This window comes from Gloeocapsopsis crepidinum LEGE 06123, assembly GCF_015207655.1.
GTDB lineage: Bacteria > Cyanobacteriota > Cyanobacteriia > Cyanobacteriales > Chroococcidiopsidaceae > Gloeocapsopsis > Gloeocapsopsis crepidinum.
The window spans coordinates 1-19138 of record NZ_JADEWN010000020.1 but is presented as its reverse complement, the minus strand read 5'-3'; the positions used below and the strand labels follow the sequence as shown (position 1 = coordinate 19138).

At 40.1% G+C, this 19138-nt stretch carries 17 protein-coding genes and 1 pseudogene; 14 read left to right on the top strand and 4 right to left on the bottom strand.

Features of this window, described 5'->3' with window-relative positions:
* The first annotated feature begins 67 nt into the window (after window positions 1-67).
* The 12 genes from IQ230_RS10050 (at window position 68) to IQ230_RS10000 (ending at window position 13957) form a co-directional block, all read left to right on the top strand.
* Window positions 68-1000 carry a glycosyltransferase family 2 protein gene (locus IQ230_RS10050; protein WP_193931865.1) on the top strand — a complete coding sequence of 311 codons (933 nt, stop codon included), beginning with the start codon at window positions 68-70 and terminating at the stop codon, window positions 998-1000.
* The gene (locus IQ230_RS10045) at window positions 994-1806 is read left to right on the top strand and encodes a glycosyltransferase family 2 protein (protein WP_193931864.1); all 813 of its coding nucleotides are present in this window, start codon (window positions 994-996) and stop codon (window positions 1804-1806) included. The genes IQ230_RS10050 and IQ230_RS10045 overlap by 7 nt, the downstream gene beginning before the upstream one ends.
* Before the next feature lie 82 nt (window positions 1807-1888).
* Window positions 1889-3256, top strand: a complete 1368-nt coding sequence (locus IQ230_RS10040) for a hypothetical protein (RefSeq protein ID WP_228054731.1) — start codon at window positions 1889-1891, stop codon at window positions 3254-3256.
* Between the two features lie 121 nt (window positions 3257-3377).
* Entirely contained in the window at window positions 3378-4649 is a 1272-nt protein-coding gene (locus tag IQ230_RS10035; protein WP_228054730.1) for a hypothetical protein, read from the top strand.
* Between the two features lie 66 nt (window positions 4650-4715).
* Window positions 4716-5909, top strand: a complete 1194-nt coding sequence (locus tag IQ230_RS10030; protein ID WP_193931861.1) for a glycosyltransferase — start codon at window positions 4716-4718, stop codon at window positions 5907-5909.
* A 120-nt stretch (window positions 5910-6029) separates the two neighbouring features.
* Window positions 6030-7172 (top strand): glycosyltransferase, encoded by a 1143-nt coding sequence (locus tag IQ230_RS10025; protein WP_193931860.1) that lies wholly within the window; start codon window positions 6030-6032, stop codon window positions 7170-7172.
* Between the two features lie 495 nt (window positions 7173-7667).
* A complete protein-coding gene (locus IQ230_RS10020) occupies window positions 7668-9146 on the top strand; it encodes a hypothetical protein (protein ID WP_193931859.1) in 1479 nt (492 codons plus the stop codon).
* 502 nt (window positions 9147-9648) lie between these two features.
* On the top strand, window positions 9649-9786 hold the full coding sequence (locus tag IQ230_RS26560) for a nitroreductase family protein (RefSeq protein ID WP_228054729.1): 138 nt from the start codon (window positions 9649-9651) through the stop codon (window positions 9784-9786).
* A gap of 18 nt (window positions 9787-9804) precedes the next feature.
* A complete protein-coding gene (locus tag IQ230_RS26555) occupies window positions 9805-10104 on the top strand; it encodes a nitroreductase family protein (protein ID WP_228054728.1) in 300 nt (99 codons plus the stop codon).
* A 972-nt stretch (window positions 10105-11076) separates the two neighbouring features.
* The gene (locus tag IQ230_RS10010) at window positions 11077-12675 is read left to right on the top strand and encodes a flavin monoamine oxidase family protein (RefSeq protein ID WP_228054727.1); all 1599 of its coding nucleotides are present in this window, start codon (window positions 11077-11079) and stop codon (window positions 12673-12675) included.
* A 77-nt stretch (window positions 12676-12752) separates the two neighbouring features.
* Complete coding sequence (locus tag IQ230_RS10005; RefSeq protein ID WP_193931858.1) at window positions 12753-13340, top strand: RidA family protein; 588 nt, start codon at window positions 12753-12755, stop codon at window positions 13338-13340.
* Window positions 13341-13345: 5 nt separating this feature from the next.
* A complete protein-coding gene (locus IQ230_RS10000) occupies window positions 13346-13957 on the top strand; it encodes a hypothetical protein (RefSeq protein ID WP_193931857.1) in 612 nt (203 codons plus the stop codon).
* Between the two features lie 209 nt (window positions 13958-14166).
* Here IQ230_RS10000 and IQ230_RS26550 read toward each other — a convergent pair whose 3' ends face one another.
* The 3 genes from IQ230_RS26550 to cysH form a co-directional block, all read right to left on the bottom strand.
* Entirely contained in the window at window positions 14167-14430 is a 264-nt protein-coding gene (locus IQ230_RS26550) for a selenium-binding family protein (RefSeq protein ID WP_228054726.1), read from the bottom strand.
* 63 nt (window positions 14431-14493) lie between these two features.
* On the bottom strand, window positions 14494-14577 hold the full coding sequence (locus IQ230_RS26545; RefSeq protein ID WP_228054738.1) for a helix-turn-helix domain-containing protein: 84 nt from the start codon (window positions 14575-14577) through the stop codon (window positions 14494-14496).
* 436 nt (window positions 14578-15013) lie between these two features.
* A complete protein-coding gene (gene cysH, locus IQ230_RS09985) occupies window positions 15014-15742 on the bottom strand; it encodes a phosphoadenosine phosphosulfate reductase (protein ID WP_193931856.1) in 729 nt (242 codons plus the stop codon).
* 349 nt (window positions 15743-16091) lie between these two features.
* On the opposite strand from cysH, the gene cysK reads away from it, so the two are divergent.
* A complete protein-coding gene (gene cysK / locus IQ230_RS09980) occupies window positions 16092-17069 on the top strand; it encodes a cysteine synthase A (protein WP_193931855.1) in 978 nt (325 codons plus the stop codon).
* Between the two features lie 255 nt (window positions 17070-17324).
* On the top strand, window positions 17325-19010 hold the full coding sequence (locus IQ230_RS09975; RefSeq protein ID WP_193931854.1) for an ATP-binding protein: 1686 nt from the start codon (window positions 17325-17327) through the stop codon (window positions 19008-19010).
* An 8-nt stretch (window positions 19011-19018) separates the two neighbouring features.
* On the opposite strand, the pseudogene IQ230_RS09970 reads toward IQ230_RS09975, so the two are convergent.
* Window positions 19019-19138: pseudogene (locus tag IQ230_RS09970) on the bottom strand (IS630 family transposase); the annotation flags it as partial.

The window sequence follows — 19138 nt, the reverse complement described above, 5'->3', positions numbered from 1 at the left end:
AAAGATTACGAAACTTAGTCATTTAATCACCAATAATTTTATTTTTTAACTTAATCGAGTTAGTTCTATGTCTAAAGTTTCCGTTATTATCCCAGCGTATAATGCGATGACTTATCTACCAGAAACTGTAGAGAGTGTTTTAAAGCAGACTTTCACTGACTTTGAGGTGCTAATTGTTGATGACGGTAGTTCAGATAAAACTGCTGAGTGGGTTTCTCGATTAACTGATCCGCGAGTGAAATTGATTTCTCAAGAAAACAAAGGTGCAGCTGGGGCACGCAATACTGGAATTGCTAGTTCTCAGGGAGAATATATCGCTTTTTTAGATTCTGACGATTTGTGGGAAGCAACCAAATTAGCAAAGCAAGTAAAGTGCTTGGATGAAAATCCATCCGTTGGATTAGTGCATACCTGGATAGCCTTTGTTGACAAACAAGGTAAACCTACAGGTAAAGTCATGACTACCAATGGAGAAGGCGACGTGTGGAAGCAGGTTATTGAATATAATCCAGTTCGCTGTGGAAGTACAGCGATGGTTCGCCATTGTTGTTTTAATGTCGGAACATTTGATCAAAATATACGTTTTGCTGAAGATTGGGATATGTGGATTCGTATTGCTTCCCGTTATTCTTTTGCCATAGTCAAAGAACCTTTAGTTTACTATCGAGAACACCCTCATAATAAGTCTAAAAATTATGAGAAATTATTGCTAAGCCTTTGCCAGATAATCGAAAAATCGTTTCAGTCTGTTACTCCAGAACTTCTATATCTAAAAAATAAAGCATATGGTCGCGCCTATCTTCATGTAGCCTGGAAAGCTTTTTATTGTAAAAATTACACTAGAGCATCTGAACTCCGTCAGCAGGCTATTACAAACTACCCTCAACTACGTTATCTCAAAAACTGTATCCGCTTAAGCTTGCTGCTTGTAATTCATCATTGGTTCAGTTCACAAACTTATCAAACAATGCAAAAAATGCTTAGATATAAGTCATGGTAAACACAAAAATCAAAACTGCATCATCTACATCTTTACATCAGATTTCAGCAGTTATCATTGCTCAAAATGAAGAAGATTGTATTGCTAATGCAATTAAATCTTGTCTTTCTTTTGCAGATGAGATCATTGTCGTTGATGGAGGAAGTCAAGACAATACAATACAGATTGCCCAAGATCTAGGTTGTCATGTTTACTCAAATTCTTGGCCTGGTTATGCAAAACAACGCAATTTTGGAGCAGAAAACGCTGAACATAACTGGATATTTTTTATTGATGCAGATGAAGTTGTCGATCAACAATTAATTCAATTACTTTTAATCTGGAAAAATCAAACGAACTTAGAAGCTGATGCTTTTTCAATCAACAGAATAGGTGATTTTTTGGGTAAATGGCTAGACAGCAAACCGGAAACTCATATCAGATTATACAATAAAACAGTTTTTCAAATCAAAGATGTTTTAGTGCATGAACAGCCAGATGTAAAAGATGCACGAGTTATTCATTTACCAGGCATTGTTTGGCATTTTGGATTTCGTAATATCGGAGAACTAGTAGAGAGATTTAATAAATATACAGATTTAGATTCTCAAAAAGCTTATCTTGAAGGTCAAAAGTTTAGCTTAGTACGACTTTTATTAAAACCACATGGGAAGTTTTTACAAATGTATTTATGGCATGGTATGTGGAAGCAAGGATTAATTGGCTTATTTGTTGCTAGCTTATGGAGCTATTATATTGTCTTAAAAGAGATCAAGCTTTATGAAATATACTGGCAGCGAAATAATTACAAACATACAGGTTTGTAGCTTGTTGCATAAAAAATATGTAACTGTAAGCCACAATAATTATTGAGTCAACTATACATAAATGCATTCTAGTAATTCTCAAATGAAAAGCTTTGACCTAAGCGTGCAACCAGCACAAGCTTGGATCGCAATTTTAGGATTCGTGCTGTTTAGTGCACTGTGTATAGTACTTCATGCTAGCAACATTCTTAGGCTACTTTTTCCTGCAAGTTCTTTTGCTGTAGGTCTTTTTCTTTATTTGCGCCACCCTGGAATTTATATTGGTTTTACATTTTGGATATGGTTTCTAACACCTTGGGTACGCCGTTTAGTAGATTATCAAAATGGTTGGCAAGATCCTAGTACAGTATTGCTTGCTCCTTATTTAGTGACGTTCATAACTGTCATAACATTTCTACGATATTTTCCTTTAGTTTATCGCCAGACTGGCTTGCCTTTTGTGCTTGCCGTTATGGGTATATTGTATGGTTTTTTGGTAGGACTGATTAATTTACCAATTGCTACTGTTATTGTCTCACTTCTTAATTGGCTTACTCCTGTTCTTTTTGGCTTTCACTTATTTGTAAACTGGCAAGATTATCCAGACTATCGACAGATTATTGAGCGCACTTTTCTTTGGGGAGCGTTAGTTATAGGAGCTTATGGAGTTTGGCAATACTTAGTTGCTCCTGATTGGGATCGGTTTTGGCTTGTCAATATGGCTAATCAAGGATTAATTACCTTTGGACAACCTGAACCTTTAGCTATTCGGGTATTTAGCACAATGAATGCTAATGGACCATTCGCAATTGTAATGATGGCAGCTTTATTATTACTATTTAATACGCCAGGAATTTTGCGTTTTCCAGCTTCTGCAGTTGGTTACTTATCATTCTTATTATCATTAACTCGCGCTGCTTGGTTAGGTTGGTTTACTGGAGTTCTTATTTTTGTCACTTCGGTTAAGCCACGCATACAAATACGCTTGATTATGACCATTTTAATTATGGTGTTATGTGTTTTACCGTTGACAACTATGGAGCCTTTTCATCAAGCAATAAATTCTCGTTTTCAAACTTTTTCTAATACAAGTAATGACATTAGTTATAACGAAAGATCCGAACGTTACGAGCAAAGTATGAATATTGCGTTTTCTGAGGTTGTTGGTAAAGGGCTAGGAGGTGCTGGAAACCATCTTGATAGTGCAATTCTCAATACACTCTTTTCGTTGGGGTGGATTGGTACTAGTTTGTATTGGGGTGGGTTGCTTTTACTGATATTAGGAACATTGCATGCTGTAAGCTTTGATCCTTTTGTCAGTGCTGCTCGGGCAATTAGTATTGGAGTGTTTATCCAGTTAGTTTTTGGTAGCGTCATGCTAGAAGTTTCCGGCGTGATTCTCTGGGGGTTTCTCGGTATAGCTATGGCGGCTCGTCAGTATTATCAACATCGAGCAAAGTCTTATTTTTAAAAGTAGAGTGACAGGTTTTCGTTCATCAATTATTAATGTCTGTTGATGTCAGACTACGCAAACACCTTGGTTAACTCAGATGATGAACTTACTTCATTGGAGACGTTACACAAATTTAGTAATGCTAATGCTTAGCACAGTGTTAATTATTAGTTGTACTGCTTTATTGACACCATCTGCTCAAAAACAAGTAGAACAAGCTCGCAGTGCAGATACTTTCGTTGATTCGATTGGTGTTAATGTACATTTGACATATACTGATACAGCTTATGGAAAATATAAATCAATTATTCGACCTCGGTTACAAGAATTAGGGATACGTCATATCCGTGATGGTTTTGTGGATAAAAGACCAAAATACTATCAGAAGTTACAAGATTTAGCAGATATTGGAATTCACTCAACTTTGATTGCAGGTATTGGGTGGGTAAGTCCGCAACAAGTAATAGCGATCGCACGCCAACTCGATAATTCCATAGAAGCTGTAGAAGGACCTAACGAATACGACATTGGTAAAAAGCGTCAACAGTGGATACCCGAACTGCGTCAGTATATGGAACAACTGCACAATCAAGTCAAAAATGATCCAGCTACTAATCATTTACCTATTGTTGGTCCTTCATTTGTCGATAGAGACGCCAGTACAGCAATTGGCAAGCTGACTCAATGGGTTGACTATGGCAATATGCACCCGTATAACTACCCTCACAAAACAGGAAATGACAATATTGACAAAGAAATTAGTAACCGTTCGCGACCTTTTGACGGGCAGCCACTAGTTGCTACAGAAGCGGGTTATCACACTGGTAACAAACACTCCGATCGCCCACTTACAGAAACAGCACATGCTAAGTATTTACCTAGACTTTTCCTCGAATACTTCAATCGTGGAATTGTGCGTACATTTGCTTATGAATTTATAGATCAAAGAACCAAACCGAAGGATCGCGAAGCAAACTTTGGTATCCTCCGCAACGATGGTTCGCCAAAACCTGCTTTTATCACCCTAAAAAACCTGATCGCCTTACTAAAAGATCCAGGCGAAAGCTTCCCACTTAAATCTTTAGACTATAACCTTACTGGAAATACTAAAAATATCCATCACACACTTTTACAAAAACGCGATGGCAGACTATACCTAATTTTATGGCAAGAAGTTACAAGTTTTAATTCCAAAAAACACAGCGATCGCGCCGTACCAGAACAGCCAATTACTATAAATATAAACACACCAGTTAACCAAGTTAATCTTTATCAAGTTAGTGACTCAATTACTCCAATAAAACAAAATAACCCCAAAAAACTTAATTTAAATATTCCAGATTATCCAGTAGTTCTAGAACTATTACCACCTACAAATAGTCAAATCTCATTTAAATCCTTGATAGCCTAATCAAACCTAATTTTTTACTGCTTTGTGTCTTTTGTGCCAATGTGATTTGTTCAAATTAATAATTTTATGAATCTAACAGTCAAACCTCTTTACAAAACCACTACAAACCCGATCAAAAAAAACACTCATATTAGTATTTTTCTACCAAACCTTGATGGTGGTGGCGCAGAATTAGTCATGCTACGTCTAGCCCAAGGATTAGCGAATTTAGGACTAAAAGTAGATTTAGTTTTAGCAAAAACTGAGGGAGCGTATCTGAAAAAAGTTCCTGCAAACGTGCGAATCATCGATCTTAAATCCAAATCCCCAGTTATTTTATTCAAAACATTTGCACTGCGACGTTACTTGCAACAACAGAAACCAGATATCTTACTATCTGCACTTGATATAGTGAGTGCAGGAACTCTGGCAAAGTTACTTGCAGGCGTCTCTACTCGCATTATCATGTGCGTACATACCAATCTTTCACAACAGTTTCGCGACAAGCCTGATGTTTTTGGAGGAAAAGTTAGAGCGACTCTAGTACGCTGGTTTTATCCTTGGGCAGATGCGATTATATCAGTTTCCCAAGGCGTAGCGCAGGATCTAGCACGTGTTGCAGAACTACCATTAGACAACATTCAAGTGATATACAACCCTGTAGTGACACCTGAAGTTCTCAAACAAGCAAAAGAAGCGATCGCTCATCCTTGGTTTGCTGCAGGAGAACCACCAGTTATTTTGGGAGTAGGACGACTTGTTCGCCAAAAAGATTTTGCAACACTTGTGCAGGCTTTTGCATTAGTGCGACAACGCTGTCAAGCTAGATTAATGATTTTAGGTGATGTAGACAAACGCGAGCCTACAATTAAACCACAACTAGAAAACTTAGTACAGCAGCTTGGCTTAGAGGGAGAAGTTGCTTTTCCTGGATTTGTCGAGAACCCATATGCATACATGGCGCAAGCAGGGGTATTTGTTCTTTCCTCAATTTACGAAGGATTTGGTAATGTAGTTGCAGAAGCGATCGCAACTGGTACTTCTGTTGTTGCGACTAACTGTGAAAGTGGACCTGCAGAAATTTTAGAAAATGGCAAGTATGGTAAGTTAGTTCCCGTAGGTGACGCCACAGCACTTGCTGATGCAATTGTAACAACACTCCGCAATCCTACTAACTCAGAAGAGTTACGGCAGCGATCGCAAGCTTTTTCAATGGATAGCGTCGTCGCGCAATATCTTAAAGTTATCAACTGTCTTATAGAACAAAAAGTGAGTGAGTAGTCACTCAACAATAGTCTAGTTAAATAGCTAGAATCGCTACACCGGAATCTTCACAGTACAATACGATGCAGCATAACAATTCTATCTCACCCAATTACCAACGATCTACTATCACGAGTCATGAAAATCCTTTTTTTAGATCAAAGTGGTAAACTAGGCGGCGCAGAATTGTGCTTGCTCGATATCGCTAAACCTTATAAAGACTCTTGCTTAGTTGGACTATTTGCCGATGGTTCGTTTAAAGAGTTGCTACAACAACACAACATTCCAGTACAAGTTCTGACAACTCAATCGATCCAAGTTCGCAAGGAAAGTACTTTTCTACAAAGCTTAGGTAGTATTAGTTCAGTTGCACCCTTAATTGCCCAAGTTGCTCGGCTGGCTCGTGACTACGATGTGATTTATGCTAATACGCAAAAAGCTCTCATTGTAGGTGCATTAGCAAGTTTTCTCACACGTCGTCCTTTGGTTTATCACTTGCATGACATTCTATCAACAGATCACTTCAGCTCCACAAATCGCTATCTCGCAGTCACTTTAGCTAATCACTTCGCATCATTAGTGATTGCAAATTCACAAGCAACGCAAGCTGCATTTATTGCCGCAGGTGGACGTATAGATATGACTCATGTCATCTACAACGGTTTTGATACTCAAAGTTATCAGCAACATCAATTGCACCCCGAACAATGCGACCAACTAGGACTTGCTGGACAATTCTTAGTAGGTCATTTTAGCCGTCTCTCTCCTTGGAAAGGACAACATATTTTACTCGCAGCACTTGCGCAGTGTCCTCAAGATGTAGCAGCTATCTTCGTCGGTGATGCACTTTTTGGCGAGGAAGACTACGCCCAACGAATACGTCAACAAGTCGCTGAACTACAGCTAGAAAAGCGCGTCAAGTTTTTAGGTTTTCGTTCAGATGTGATTCCACTGATGAGGGCTTGCGATCTAGTCACACACACATCAATAGCGCCAGAACCCTTCGGACGAGTCATTGTCGAAGCAATGCTGTGTGGTCGTCCTATCGTTGCTGCACAAGCTGGAGGTGCAATGGAATTAGTAGAAACAGGTAAGACAGGCTGGTTAGTTCCACCAGGAGAACCGACACAATTAGCATCAGTCATTATGTCGTGTCTCAATCAACCAGAAAAGACGGCAGCGATCGCGCATCAAGGACAACTTATAGCGAGCCAACGCTTTGACTTAAAAGTGATTGAACAGCAACTTAATCAATTACTCTGTCAAGTAAACATTAAATAGATTAAGACTTGTATAAGACGAGTAATAATAAAACATCCAACATCTAGCTGAACTGAAAATTAACAGCTACCAATGTTTAATTTTAGTTCTTTTCACTCTCTTGATTTGCACATTCCCTTCAATTTTGGTGCATTCACTTAAGTAATTTTCCACTATTTTAAATATTCTCAGTAAAACTGCTATTTTCCTAGATTCAGTGATATTCCGCTTGGGCATCAACAAAAGGTTTAGTTAATTTTAACCTACCAGTTGTTTCATAACTTTTTAAATGAGCTGTATTTACATAATGAATTTAATCTGTTGTTTTGCAGTAGGAGTTTCTAGCAATACGAGTTCTTATTACTAAACAGTTTATTCCTCCTTAGTGGACTGCAAAATTCATTTATTTACATACTTTTAGCTTATTTATTAAATAAGTTTCATTTTGTATGCTGCTTTTATTCATAAGAGCTACAACTAGTTCTGCTGCATTATTTTATTACTTAGAGGGATATCATGACACTTTTAAATATTATAAATCAATTTGGAAAAAGAATACCAAAATTTGTAGTTGCGCTTACAACTTTCACTTATATAAATAGTTTAATTCCAGTTCAAGCAGCTTCTGTAACAGCTCAAAGTGCTGATTCTTTTGTCAATAGTATTTGTGTCAATACGCATTTGGGCTACACCGATACTCCTTATGTACAGCAATACAACACTGTTAAGCAAAAATTAATAGAAATGGGTGTTCGTCATATTCGTGACGGTGGTAGTAGAGAAGATATCATCGCCAAAATGAAAGATTTAGCTGCGGTAGGAATTAAAACTACGTACATCATGAATCCTCAAGCCGGAGTTGCCCCTAATTCTACTTATTGGGCAAGCGCACCTAACTATACAATTAATGATTTTGTTAAAAATAAAGTTGGGACAGATGTCATTGATGCTGTAGAAATTCTTAATGAAATTGATCTGTTTTATAATCTGCATGGTGGTTACTACTGGCGTTCCACCGATACGCAACAAGTCAACAATAATCCAAGTTCTCCATTGTATTGGGCAAAATATGCCACTGTTATGACAAAAGATACTTGGACAGCTTTAAAAAGCGATCCAGATACAGCAAGCGTTAAAGTTATTGGACCGTCATTAGGATACACTTACAATTACACAAATAAACCTCCTTTGGGAGATTTAAGTGAATACGTAGATTGGGGGAATTTTCATCCTTATCCTTATGGAGGTAACTCATTTAGCTATCCATCTAGATACAATACAATTGATAAATATCACTGGCACGGTAATTTCCCCTCTGTGAATATTGATGAATGGCCTTATGCTTTTGACATGACAAAGCACATTTTTGGTTCTAAGCCAATGGCTGCTACAGAAACAGGCTACTTCACAACTCAGACTAAACATGGAGTTTCTGAAAAGATGCATGGCAAATATATGCCACGGCTATTCTTAGAGTACTTCCGTAAAGGCATTGCCCGTACTTGCTCTTACGAATTCCTTGATGAGTGGGACGCACCCAGAAACCGAGAAGCTAACTTTGGGTTACTCCGCAACGATCTCAGCCCAAAACCAGCATATACTGCCTTAAAAAATGTAATTGCGCTATTAAAAGATCCAGGAACAAATTTCAAATTGAGTTCTTTAGATTACACGCTGAATGTTACTTCACCGGAGGGATACAATCGCAGAAGATATGTTAAGACTTTACTTCTACAAAAACGCGATGGTGATTTTTATTTAGTACTATGGCATGATATTTCTAACGGTGATACAACGAGCGTTCCAGTGCGAGAAATTGAACCTCCACAAATGCCAACTCAGATTCAATTGAATACACCAATTAGCAATGCTACAGTCTACTCTCTAGACGATCTAGGCAATATGTCAATGTACAACACTACTATGAACGGCAAGACAATTAACCTTGACGTAACAGATAAGGCAATGATTGTTAAACTCACGCCTTACAAGTAAATTTATAATTTGAGGCGATCGCTGTTTTCAAACTTAGACAAAATACACCTATAGAATATGTGAGCTTTTAGCATTCAGCGAAAGCTCACTTGGCGTATTTAAACAAGGAAGTAAAAGTAACAATTAACCTAACTGAGTTATTGCGATCGCGCTATGGTCAAAACCTGCCTCTTGATACCCAATGAAACGACTGCTTAAAGACATTGCTATCACACCGTTCAATTCGCACCTATCGCCCCGATCCTATACCGCCAGGAACTTTAGAATTAATAATCGCAGCTAGCTGCCCAATCTGCGGCTACCTGATCAAATCTGCAAACTTGGAGTGTCGTTGCAGTAGAAGATACGCAGCGTAAAGCAAAGTTATCTACGTTAGCAGGCAACCAAAAACACATCCAGCAGTGTCCGCTATTTTTAGTTTGGTTAGTTGATTTAGCACGTTTAGCGCGTATTGCGGAATGTCGCGGAATGTGAGGGTTTAGATTATTTAGAAATGTTTATTATGGCAACAGTAGACGCCGCACTTGCTGCACAGAATGCCACAATTGCAGCTGAATCACTCGGTTTAGGAACTGTGTATATTGGTGCAATGCGCAACCATCCAGAGGAAGTCCCTGCAACAATTAAATTACCGCCATAGGTATTTGCAGTATTTGGGTTGTGTGTAGGATATCCCGATTCTCCTCAATCTGGCATTAAACCACGACTGCCACAACCAGCAGTACTACATCGTGAAACTTATGACTTAAAAACTCAAGATGCAGCGATCGCACAATACAACGCAACCATACAAACTTTCTACCGCGAACAAAAAATGAACGTCACTGGTGATTGGGCAGAACATTCTGTTAAGCGAATTGCAATACCGAAGGGGGTTCGCCTGCGCGAAGCATTACAAATTCTTGGTTTTGATCTGCGTTCATTCGATAACAAATCCAGTTCATTATTTGTGATGTAAGTAGCTAGTGATAGTGTCTAGCGACTACTAACTGCAACTTGGTTTAGTTATTGACCGGAGATTTTATTACAGTTCGTTATGGATTTGAAATTAACTGATAAAGTTGCCTTGGTAACAGCAGCCAGCAAAGGTTTGAGTAAAGCAACTGCAAAATAATTTGCCCGTGAAGGTGCTAAAGTTGCAATCTACGCCCGTAGTGATTTAAATGAAACGAATCAAGATATCCTAGCAATACGTGTACGGGAGTACCTGAAGAATTTGCCAATGTTGCTGTGTTTTTATGTTTACTCTTTGCTGCGTATGTCAGTGGCGTTATGCTACAAGTTGATGGTAGACTCTGTCAAGGAACTCTTTAAGTTATCAGTTATTAGATTTGAACTACGCGAAACACCGAAAAATACTATTATTACAGTGTTTCAATAATTTCTCTTTTCACAATTGCTACTTCAGCATAATTGAATAGTAGCTACTGTACATTATTTTCTCATATAGCGCACTCTCTACTCATCTAATGTATAGCAATCTCAGAGCAAAATAAATAGTTAATTTGAGTGAACATAACATAGATCTATTTACTTGCAAGTAAATATAATTATCAACTTCATTTAGATTTATTTAGATAAGTATACCAGCCTACATCTTTAAATATAAATATGTCCATTTCAATAGTTATCTAGTTATAACTATGTATTGATAGAGTAAATTAGTCTATAAAAAATAATAAGTAAAAGTTCTATAAAATCAGTTTTTAATGCTCATAAACTGTCTCAGAAATAACATTTTCGTAGTTTTAAAACAGAAAGAAAAAAAATATTCTTTTAGCAAAAAACTGTTACAAATATTTGGTAACAATGATTGATATTTATAGAAAAACTGTTAAATAAAAGACACTTTTTCACCAGTACTACATATATTGTCTTGTCATATCAAGTCGAGTGCAGCAATCTGCTGCAAAAAGATTCCTAGCGGAAAATGCCTAATTTAGGTATCCGCTTGCAAGAAAATAGTGAGGGGCAGTTTATGAAGAGAAGAGACTTCATAACGGCAGTTGCTGCGTCAGCAGGCTCAGCATATGCTGCAATGAAAGCTTTGGATTTACTAGAACAACCAGCTACTGCACAGGTACCATCCCAAACAGGACCCTTTCGGTTGCAGCGCCGAGGTAGTCGCAAGCGCGTGATTATTCTTGGTGCAGGCTTGGCGGGAATGGCTGCGGCTTATGAGTTAGGTAAAGTAGGTTATGAATGCGTCATTTTAGAAGCGCGATCGCGTGCTGGGGGTAGATGCTGGACTTTGCGTGGTGGTGACACATTAACCGAAATCAATGGCACAACGCAAACAGTGCAATTTGATCGCGGTTTGTATTTCAATCCTGGACCTGCGCGAATTCCTTACCACCATGTCACGATAGACTACTGCAAAGAACTTGGTGTTGAGCTAGAAGTTATTGTTAACCTGAGTCGCCAACAATATTTTTATCAAGAAAACGCTGGTCCTTTGTCAGGACAAAAAGTTCATGTCCGCGAAGCCGTTACTGATATGCGCGGGTATATCTCTGAACTCCTTGCTAAAAGCATCAATCAAAACGCGCTCAATGCATCGCTAACAACGGAAGATAAAGAAAGACTGATTGAATTTTTACGCACATATGGCGGTCTCGATCCTGACTTGTTTTACCAAGGATCAAGCCGTCGTGGCTATGCCACACCACAAGGTGCAGGCTTACAACCAGGAGAAGTTGCCGATCCCTATGATTTGAGTGCGTTGCTTCAACTAGGTTTTGCTGGTAATGAAGCGTTTGAATGGGGCTTCGATCAGCAGATGACTATGTTCCAACCTGTTGGAGGAATGGATCAAATCGCTAAAGCTTTTGAACGCCGTGTGGGTAACTCGATTAATTACGAGGCAGTTGTTAAAGAAATTCGTAAATTACCTGATGGGGTAGGTATTGTCTATACCGATCGCTCTGGACAACGTCGTATTCGCGGCGATTATTGCATCTGTACAATTCCCTTATCAGTGTTGAGAGATATTCCCTCAGATTTTTCCCCAGACATGAAAGAAGCGATCGCCAGTGTAGCTTATGCTGTGACTGGTAAGAGTGGCTTGCAGTTCAATCGCCGCTTCTGGGAAGAAGACGAAAATATTTTTGGTGGCATTAGCTGGACTAACCAAGATATTAATCAAATCTGGTATCCCTCAAATGATTATCTTTCTCGTAAAGGCGTCATGTTGGGATATTACAACTTTGGTTCTACTGCAGCTAATGTAGGGGCATTGTCACCCCAAGAGCGAGTCTCTTTAGCCATAGAACAAGGCAGTAAAATTCATCCTCAATATAAAAATCACTTTGAAAACGGTCTTGCCCTTTTCTGGTCAAACATTCCTTATAGCTTAGGGGGATGGGCAAGTTACACCACTGACGTCAGAACGCAATACTATCCCAGGCTAAACGAACCCGACGGCAATATCTACTTAGCCGGAGAACATCTCAGCTATCTTACCGGATGGATGGCGGGTGCTTTTGAATCAGCGCGTTTAGTTACCGCCAAAATCAATGCCTTGGCATAGCACATGTCAAGGAAAGTTGATGAAAACACTTCTTAACTTAATTCGCAAGCATTAGTAATCACAAGGAAACAAGAGCGATGAAACGATATTTTAGCCGAGTTTTCAAACTAGGTCGTTGGTTAATTCTGAGTCTTTGTGTCAGCATACTTTTAATAGGTCTTCTTGGTGTTGATGTGCAAGCAGCAGTAAAAACGGCACCTTGGATGGTGACATTTTTTGGTTCACCCGAATCGCCAATTTCTTCGGCTGTTGCGGTTCCTCCCATTAAGGCTTACTTTTGGACGAGTGGTACAGTGCCACCAGTGATAGATCCAAACGCACCAGCTGGTAGCCGCGAGCGTTATGGAGATACCAAAACTCAAGCAGTTGGTACTTTAGAGCGCATTCAGTCGCTTTTACAGGAATCTGGTTTGAGTTTATCGGATGTAATCTATCTTCGTGTTTACCTTGTAGCTGACCCATTCCAAAACAACATCGTTGATTACCAAGGTTGGTTTGATGCTTACGCGCAATTCTTTAACAACCCGACAAATCCTGTAAAAGTAGCACGTTCAACGCTTGCGGTTGCAGGACTTGTTAATCCAGACTGGTTAATTGAAATTGAAGCGGTTGCTGTCTATCCTAAACTTGGTAAGTCGTTCCCCATTCATTTATTATTCCATTAACAGCAATGGATATACGTCATTGGAATATTCTAGGTGCATCTCTACTCTGCTGGAGTATACTAGCTGCTCCAGCAGCAGCAGAAGTAATGAGAATAAATCACACGCTAAAATCTGAGCCTAATCAAACTTTTGCAACATTGATGCAACAAGCAGAATCTTTAGCGACAAACCTAGTTGATCAAGGATTTGCTGAAGATAACGTCACTGAAGTTTCTGTTCATATTTTAGGTGAGCGCAATGGACAGCAAGTTCCGCTTCTATCTTCTAGAATTTCCCGTGCTGACTGGCAAAAGCAAATAGGAATCCAGCAGTGGACGCGATATTTTCGTACTTCAGCAGTATTGCTAGGCTTCTACAAGCCCGCAGAACCAAACCAAAGCCCTCTTTCGGCTTTTCCTAGCCCTAATATTGAGCAATCAGTTTCAAATCCGACATCTGTTGATAGTTCGGTTCCGCAACCTTCTCCATCAGGGACTAACTCCATCCAACAACCAATTTCAAATCCTACATCTACAGGTACTACTACTACTGAGCAAAGTACTCCAACACCAGATTTGCCAAATGATTCTTTACTCAGAGGCGCTAGCCCAGAAGAAAGTGACCCAGGATATCGCTAAATTTTAAAGTAACATTTTATAGAAGTTGCGATCGCTTTGTGCGATTGCTTATTCCTAATAAAATCTTCAAGACAAAAAGTTTGTTCTTTTCTTCAGGTTTCTTGCTGGTGTCACTGCAATGACCCTTGGCTAAGTTGCTAGCAAAAAAAAATATCCGAAATTTTTGACAGGAGAAGCTTTTTATGTAACTCCCTTCAAACTAATATCAGCTATACCCAAATATCAGAAGTACAGTCTCCGCCAGGATAGCGCATTTCGTGGGCACGCAATGAACCTACAGGTTCTTGACCAAAGTCTACTCCCGTACCTGTGTAGAGGGCAATTGTATACAGCAGCTTATCGCGTTCGGCTTGCATTGCTTCTGCTGGCGATGCATAACATGATCCACAGCAAGCGTGATTTTGATTGCTTTGATCAGAGAGACCCCACTGTACAACGACGGGGCTTCCTCTGACTTCGTGGAGTTCAGCCATTTTCTCTACACATCTTTAAATTGCGTAGTGCCAGAACGGTGGTTGATCTTGTAAAACAATAAATTACCGACCTTGGCGCCGAATCATGCCTTGCTTTTCAAAGTTACTGAGTAACCTTGTGAATGTGACGCGAGTTAATCCAAGCAGTTCGGCAATGTCTTAATGCGTTAAGCGTAAATCAATAAGTTGTCCTTGCTCAACTTCTTGATCAACCGTTTAGCTAACCAAGCCAGTAAGTACAAAAGTGCTGTTTTCGCTTGTCGGCTGGTAACAAGGTTGCTTCTACACAAGTCAAACATTCAATATACAAAGGGTCAGCTAGTGATAAGTTTTTGCCAGCAACATCTCCTAGTCCCCATAATCCCAATGTAACGTATGTTCCTTCCTCAAAGAATAGTTAAAATGCGAACTGCTCCCGTTTTGACGAACCAAAGTTGGTCGCGCTTCAATGGAAGAAAACTGCGACGTGCAAATTTCGGAGAAGACTGAGGCGCAACAACAGTAGTCATAGCTAGTTGTCAGTAGTAGTACGATAAATGCGATCGCCTTGGTGGCATATGAATCTTACGTGTCAAAGTTAAGTTTATAGATGGATACCACATTCTGTTTTCCCCATACCTCGCCAACGTCCTGCACGTTCATCTTCACCAGTGCCTACTGGTGTTGTTGTTGGTTCGTCGCCAATACTCGGATAACCTCGATCGTGTAGTGGATTGTAAAGAACGCTATGTCTCATGACATACTTCCACACATCCTGGCGTGTCCAACTTGCTAACGGGTTAATCTTCAGGCGTCCGTGTTTGTCTCGTTCAAAAATTGGAGTTTGCGATCGCGTTGACGATTGATCGCGGCGTCTTCCGGTAATCCAAGCCGTTGCACCTAACTCGCGCAAGCCCCGCTGGAGTGGCTCAACTTTTGTTAAGTAGTGGTACTTTTCAAAATCTTTTTCCCACAGCGATTCTCCGTAGCGCACCGCAAAACTTTCCCGCGAGTCGGCATCAGGAACTCGATAAATGTGTAAATCTAATTCATAAAGCTTTTGAGCGTCGCGCACAAGCACCAATGTTTCTGGAAAGTGGTGTAGCGTATCCAGAAATAAAACTGGCACTGGAGGATTGGGAGCAATTTGGTACAGCATATGCATAATTGCCATACCATTAACATTAAAAGCACTACTTTGAATTAAACCTGGGCGCAAGTTTTCTAAGCACCATGCCAGGATATTAATTGGATGAACACTGGCAAAGCGCTGATTCAGGTTGTCTAAATCAAAGCTGTCTGTTGTTTTTGGTGCGACATCTTGAAGGAGCATAGTTAGCTTTTTTTGATCGTTTCTCTTGCGGCAAAATTACACCCAACATCTGCTTGCGCTGCTGTCACATCGTTACAAGTCCAAGCTTCTCAAGCTTTGTGGTGGCAATAGCGATCGCTTAGTGCCACTCCTTGTTCACTTTGACAAAGTTTTTTGCTGATTCTGGGTATCCTATCCTATTCTAATCTACGGTATTTTGGTAGGAATATCGTATTTTATTTTCTTGAGCAATTCAAAGTATGACATAGAAGGAAATCCAAAGCAAGCATTAAAACACTAAAAACCTATCGGAGAACCGGAGTATAATAGAACTACCTGTTAAGCTGGGGCTGATAGAGCCTATAAGACGATGCGAATTGCTCAAGATATTACTCAATTAGTTGGTCGAACACCCTTAGTGCAACTCAATCGAATTCCGCACTCAGAAGAGTGTGTCGCACGAATTGTGGTCAAATTAGAAGGAATGAACCCCGCTGCTTCTGTGAAAGATCGCATTGGTGTCAGTATGATTGCAGCAGCTGAGGAAGCTGGTTTAATTGAACCTGGAAAAACCGTACTAGTAGAGCCAACTTCGGGTAATACGGGTATTGCTTTAGCAATGGTGGCAGCCGCTAAAGGTTATCGGTTGATTGTAACGATGCCTGATACAATGAGCATAGAACGGCAAACAATGCTCAAAGCTTATGGTGTAGAATTGATTCTGACATCAGGCACGCAAGGAATGCGAGGTGCGATCGCCCGTGCGGAAGAAATTGCGGCGAAAACTCCTAATTCATTCATGCCACAGCAATTTCGCAATCCGGCAAATCCTCAAATTCATCGCGAGACAACTGCCGAAGAGATTTGGAATGATACTGATGGTGAAGTTGATATTCTGGTTTCCGGTGTAGGAACAGGCGGTACGCTGACTGGAGTAGCTGAAGTTATCAAAGCACGTAAACCAAGTTTTCAGGCGATCGCTGTAGAACCGATTGCTAGCCCAGTGCTTTCTGGTGGCAATCCTGGAGGACACAAAATTCAAGGAATCGGTGCGGGATTTATCCCAGAAATCTTACGTACAGACTTGATTGATGAAATTATCACAGTCAAAGACGATGATGCCATAAATTACGGTCGCCGTTTAGCGCGCGAAGAAGGATTGTTATCAGGCATTTCCTCTGGTGCAGCTTTAGCTGTAGCAGTTCGAGTTGCAAAACGCCCAGAAAATGCCGGAAAGTTGATTGTGATGATTCAACCGAGTTTTGGCGAACGCTACTTAAGTACACCCATGTTTAGAGAAGTCGAACAACCAGAACCTGCTTTAGTTGGAGTCAGCGCTGATAATTGAAGTTAATTTGGTCATGGGTAATAGGGAGTTATGAGTGTTGAGTTATGAGTTAAGAAAATTCAAAACTCAAAACTTTTAACGCGCCTTGAAGTCAGATTTATTTTCACCCACTTATTTAAAATCTATCTTGGTGGTAATGCTTGAGCTTATAATCTTGTTTACAATAGTTCACAATAAAGAGTGAACGTAAATTAAGATACCATTCCAGTGAACGGAGACGAGTTTATTAAGCAGATTCAGCATGTCAATACACGCATGAGTGAACTGCAACAGAACGCCAGCTTATTACCCTCACAACAGCAAAGTCAAATTACGACAGCACTAGAGGAATTAAGTACGGCTTTACGAGACATACAAGTCAATGAAGAAACAATCCGGCTGCTAGTATCTGCAGTACAGCAGTCGCGCGATTCTATTATCATTACTACAGAAAAACTCGATCCTCCAGGGCCGGAAATTGTCTTTGTGAATCCAGCCTTTAGCCAAATGACAGGTTATGCGCTTGCAGAAGTGATAGGCAAAACTCCTCGTTTACTGCAAGGAACCAACACTGATCGCCGCGTACTCGATGATTTACGTCAGCATCTTTTAGACGGGATACCATTCCACGGCGAAGCAATCAACTATCACAAAGATGGTACAGAATTTTTTGTGGAATGGAATATCACCCCAATCCGTAATGTCAACCAATCAATTACTCATTTTATTGCGATTCAGCGCGAAATCACTACACGCAAACGCATGGAACAAGAACGCGATCGCCTTCTACAACGCGAACAAGTAATGCGAAGCGAAGCCGAAGCCGCAAACCGAGTTAAAGATGAATTTTTAGCGACACTCTCTCACGAACTCAGAACGCCACTTACTCCTATTCTCGGTTGGTCAAAACTTTTACAATCAAACGATTTACCTGCAGCAAAGCTGCAAGAAGCCTTCATAAGTATTGAGCAACACGCCAAACGTCAGGCGCAACTTGTTGACGATCTACTTGACATATCACGTATTATTCAAGGTAAGCTAACACTCAATTTAACTGCTGTGAGCTTAGTGACTCCCATTTCAGATGCGCTAGAAACCGTTCACCTTGCAGCAGAAGCCAAGTCAATTCAGATTAAAACAATACTAAATGCGACAGTAGGGAAGGTTTTAGGTGATGCAGGTAGGCTACAACAAGTCATCTGGAATTTGCTTTCCAATGCAATTAAGTTTACTCCTGAAAAAGGTTGTATACAGGTGGAACTTGAACGTATAGAGCATTATGCTCAAATTACTGTTTGTGATACCGGACAAGGCATTCATCCTGATTTCCTACCTTATGTATTTGACCGTTTTCGTCAAGAAGATAGTTCAATTACACGCAGTTTTGGAGGTTTGGGGTTAGGACTTGCAATCTCTCGCCAAATCGTCGAAGCCCACGGAGGAACAATTACAGTACAAAGTCCTGGTGTAGGGCAAGGCTCAGCATTTACTGTCAGAATACCGCTAATCACATCTTCTCAAAAGTTACTAGTCAATACCGAACAGCCTCAACCAAACTTCAACTTAAGTCATACCAAAGTTTTAGTTGTAGAAGATGACGCGGGCACACAAGAGTTTGTGAGTTTTGTACTTGAACAGTATCAAGCTGATGTGACTACAGTAAGCACTGCAATTGATGCGCTGCAAACAATACCTCGTTTCCAGCCAGATTTACTTGTCATTGATATTGGGCTACCTCAAGTTGATGGCTACGCACTAATACGCCAAATTAGGGCTATGTCTCTAGAAGGCGGACAAATTCCGGCGATCGCACTTACCGCGTATGCTAGCACTCAAGATCGACAACGGGCACTAGCAGCTGGATTTCAAAAGCATCTACCCAAACCTATAGAACCATACGATTTGGTTGCAGTTGTTGCTCAAATCGTCACTTCGATGCGATCGCGACAAGCAAAGGAATAGGTATAGCACTACGCATACACGTTAGGACATTCTTTGAAGGCAGCATCAACACAATCCCGAAAGTTATCAAATTCATCCCAGCGTTGCCGCATCCAATTCTTCAGGGTAAACCACCAATGCTCAATCTC

Coding starts and splice junctions, on each gene's coding strand:
- IQ230_RS10050 (WP_193931865.1), top strand. CDS start 68: ATGTCTAAAGTTTCCGTTATTATCCCAGCGTATAATGCGATGACTTAT.
- IQ230_RS10045 (WP_193931864.1), top strand. CDS start 994: ATGGTAAACACAAAAATCAAAACTGCATCATCTACATCTTTACATCAG.
- IQ230_RS10040 (WP_228054731.1), top strand. CDS start 1,889: ATGAAAAGCTTTGACCTAAGCGTGCAACCAGCACAAGCTTGGATCGCA.
- IQ230_RS10035 (WP_228054730.1), top strand. CDS start 3,378: ATGCTAATGCTTAGCACAGTGTTAATTATTAGTTGTACTGCTTTATTG.
- IQ230_RS10030 (WP_193931861.1), top strand. CDS start 4,716: ATGAATCTAACAGTCAAACCTCTTTACAAAACCACTACAAACCCGATC.
- IQ230_RS10025 (WP_193931860.1), top strand. CDS start 6,030: ATGAAAATCCTTTTTTTAGATCAAAGTGGTAAACTAGGCGGCGCAGAA.
- IQ230_RS10020 (WP_193931859.1), top strand. CDS start 7,668: ATGACACTTTTAAATATTATAAATCAATTTGGAAAAAGAATACCAAAA.
- IQ230_RS26560 (WP_228054729.1), top strand. CDS start 9,649: ATGGCAACAGTAGACGCCGCACTTGCTGCACAGAATGCCACAATTGCA.
- IQ230_RS10010 (WP_228054727.1), top strand. CDS start 11,077: ATGCCTAATTTAGGTATCCGCTTGCAAGAAAATAGTGAGGGGCAGTTT.
- IQ230_RS10005 (WP_193931858.1), top strand. CDS start 12,753: ATGAAACGATATTTTAGCCGAGTTTTCAAACTAGGTCGTTGGTTAATT.
- IQ230_RS10000 (WP_193931857.1), top strand. CDS start 13,346: ATGGATATACGTCATTGGAATATTCTAGGTGCATCTCTACTCTGCTGG.
- IQ230_RS26550 (WP_228054726.1), bottom strand. CDS start 14,430: ATGGCTGAACTCCACGAAGTCAGAGGAAGCCCCGTCGTTGTACAGTGG.
- cysH (WP_193931856.1), bottom strand. CDS start 15,742: ATGCTCCTTCAAGATGTCGCACCAAAAACAACAGACAGCTTTGATTTA.
- cysK (WP_193931855.1), top strand. CDS start 16,092: ATGCGAATTGCTCAAGATATTACTCAATTAGTTGGTCGAACACCCTTA.
- IQ230_RS09975 (WP_193931854.1), top strand. CDS start 17,325: ATGAGTGAACTGCAACAGAACGCCAGCTTATTACCCTCACAACAGCAA.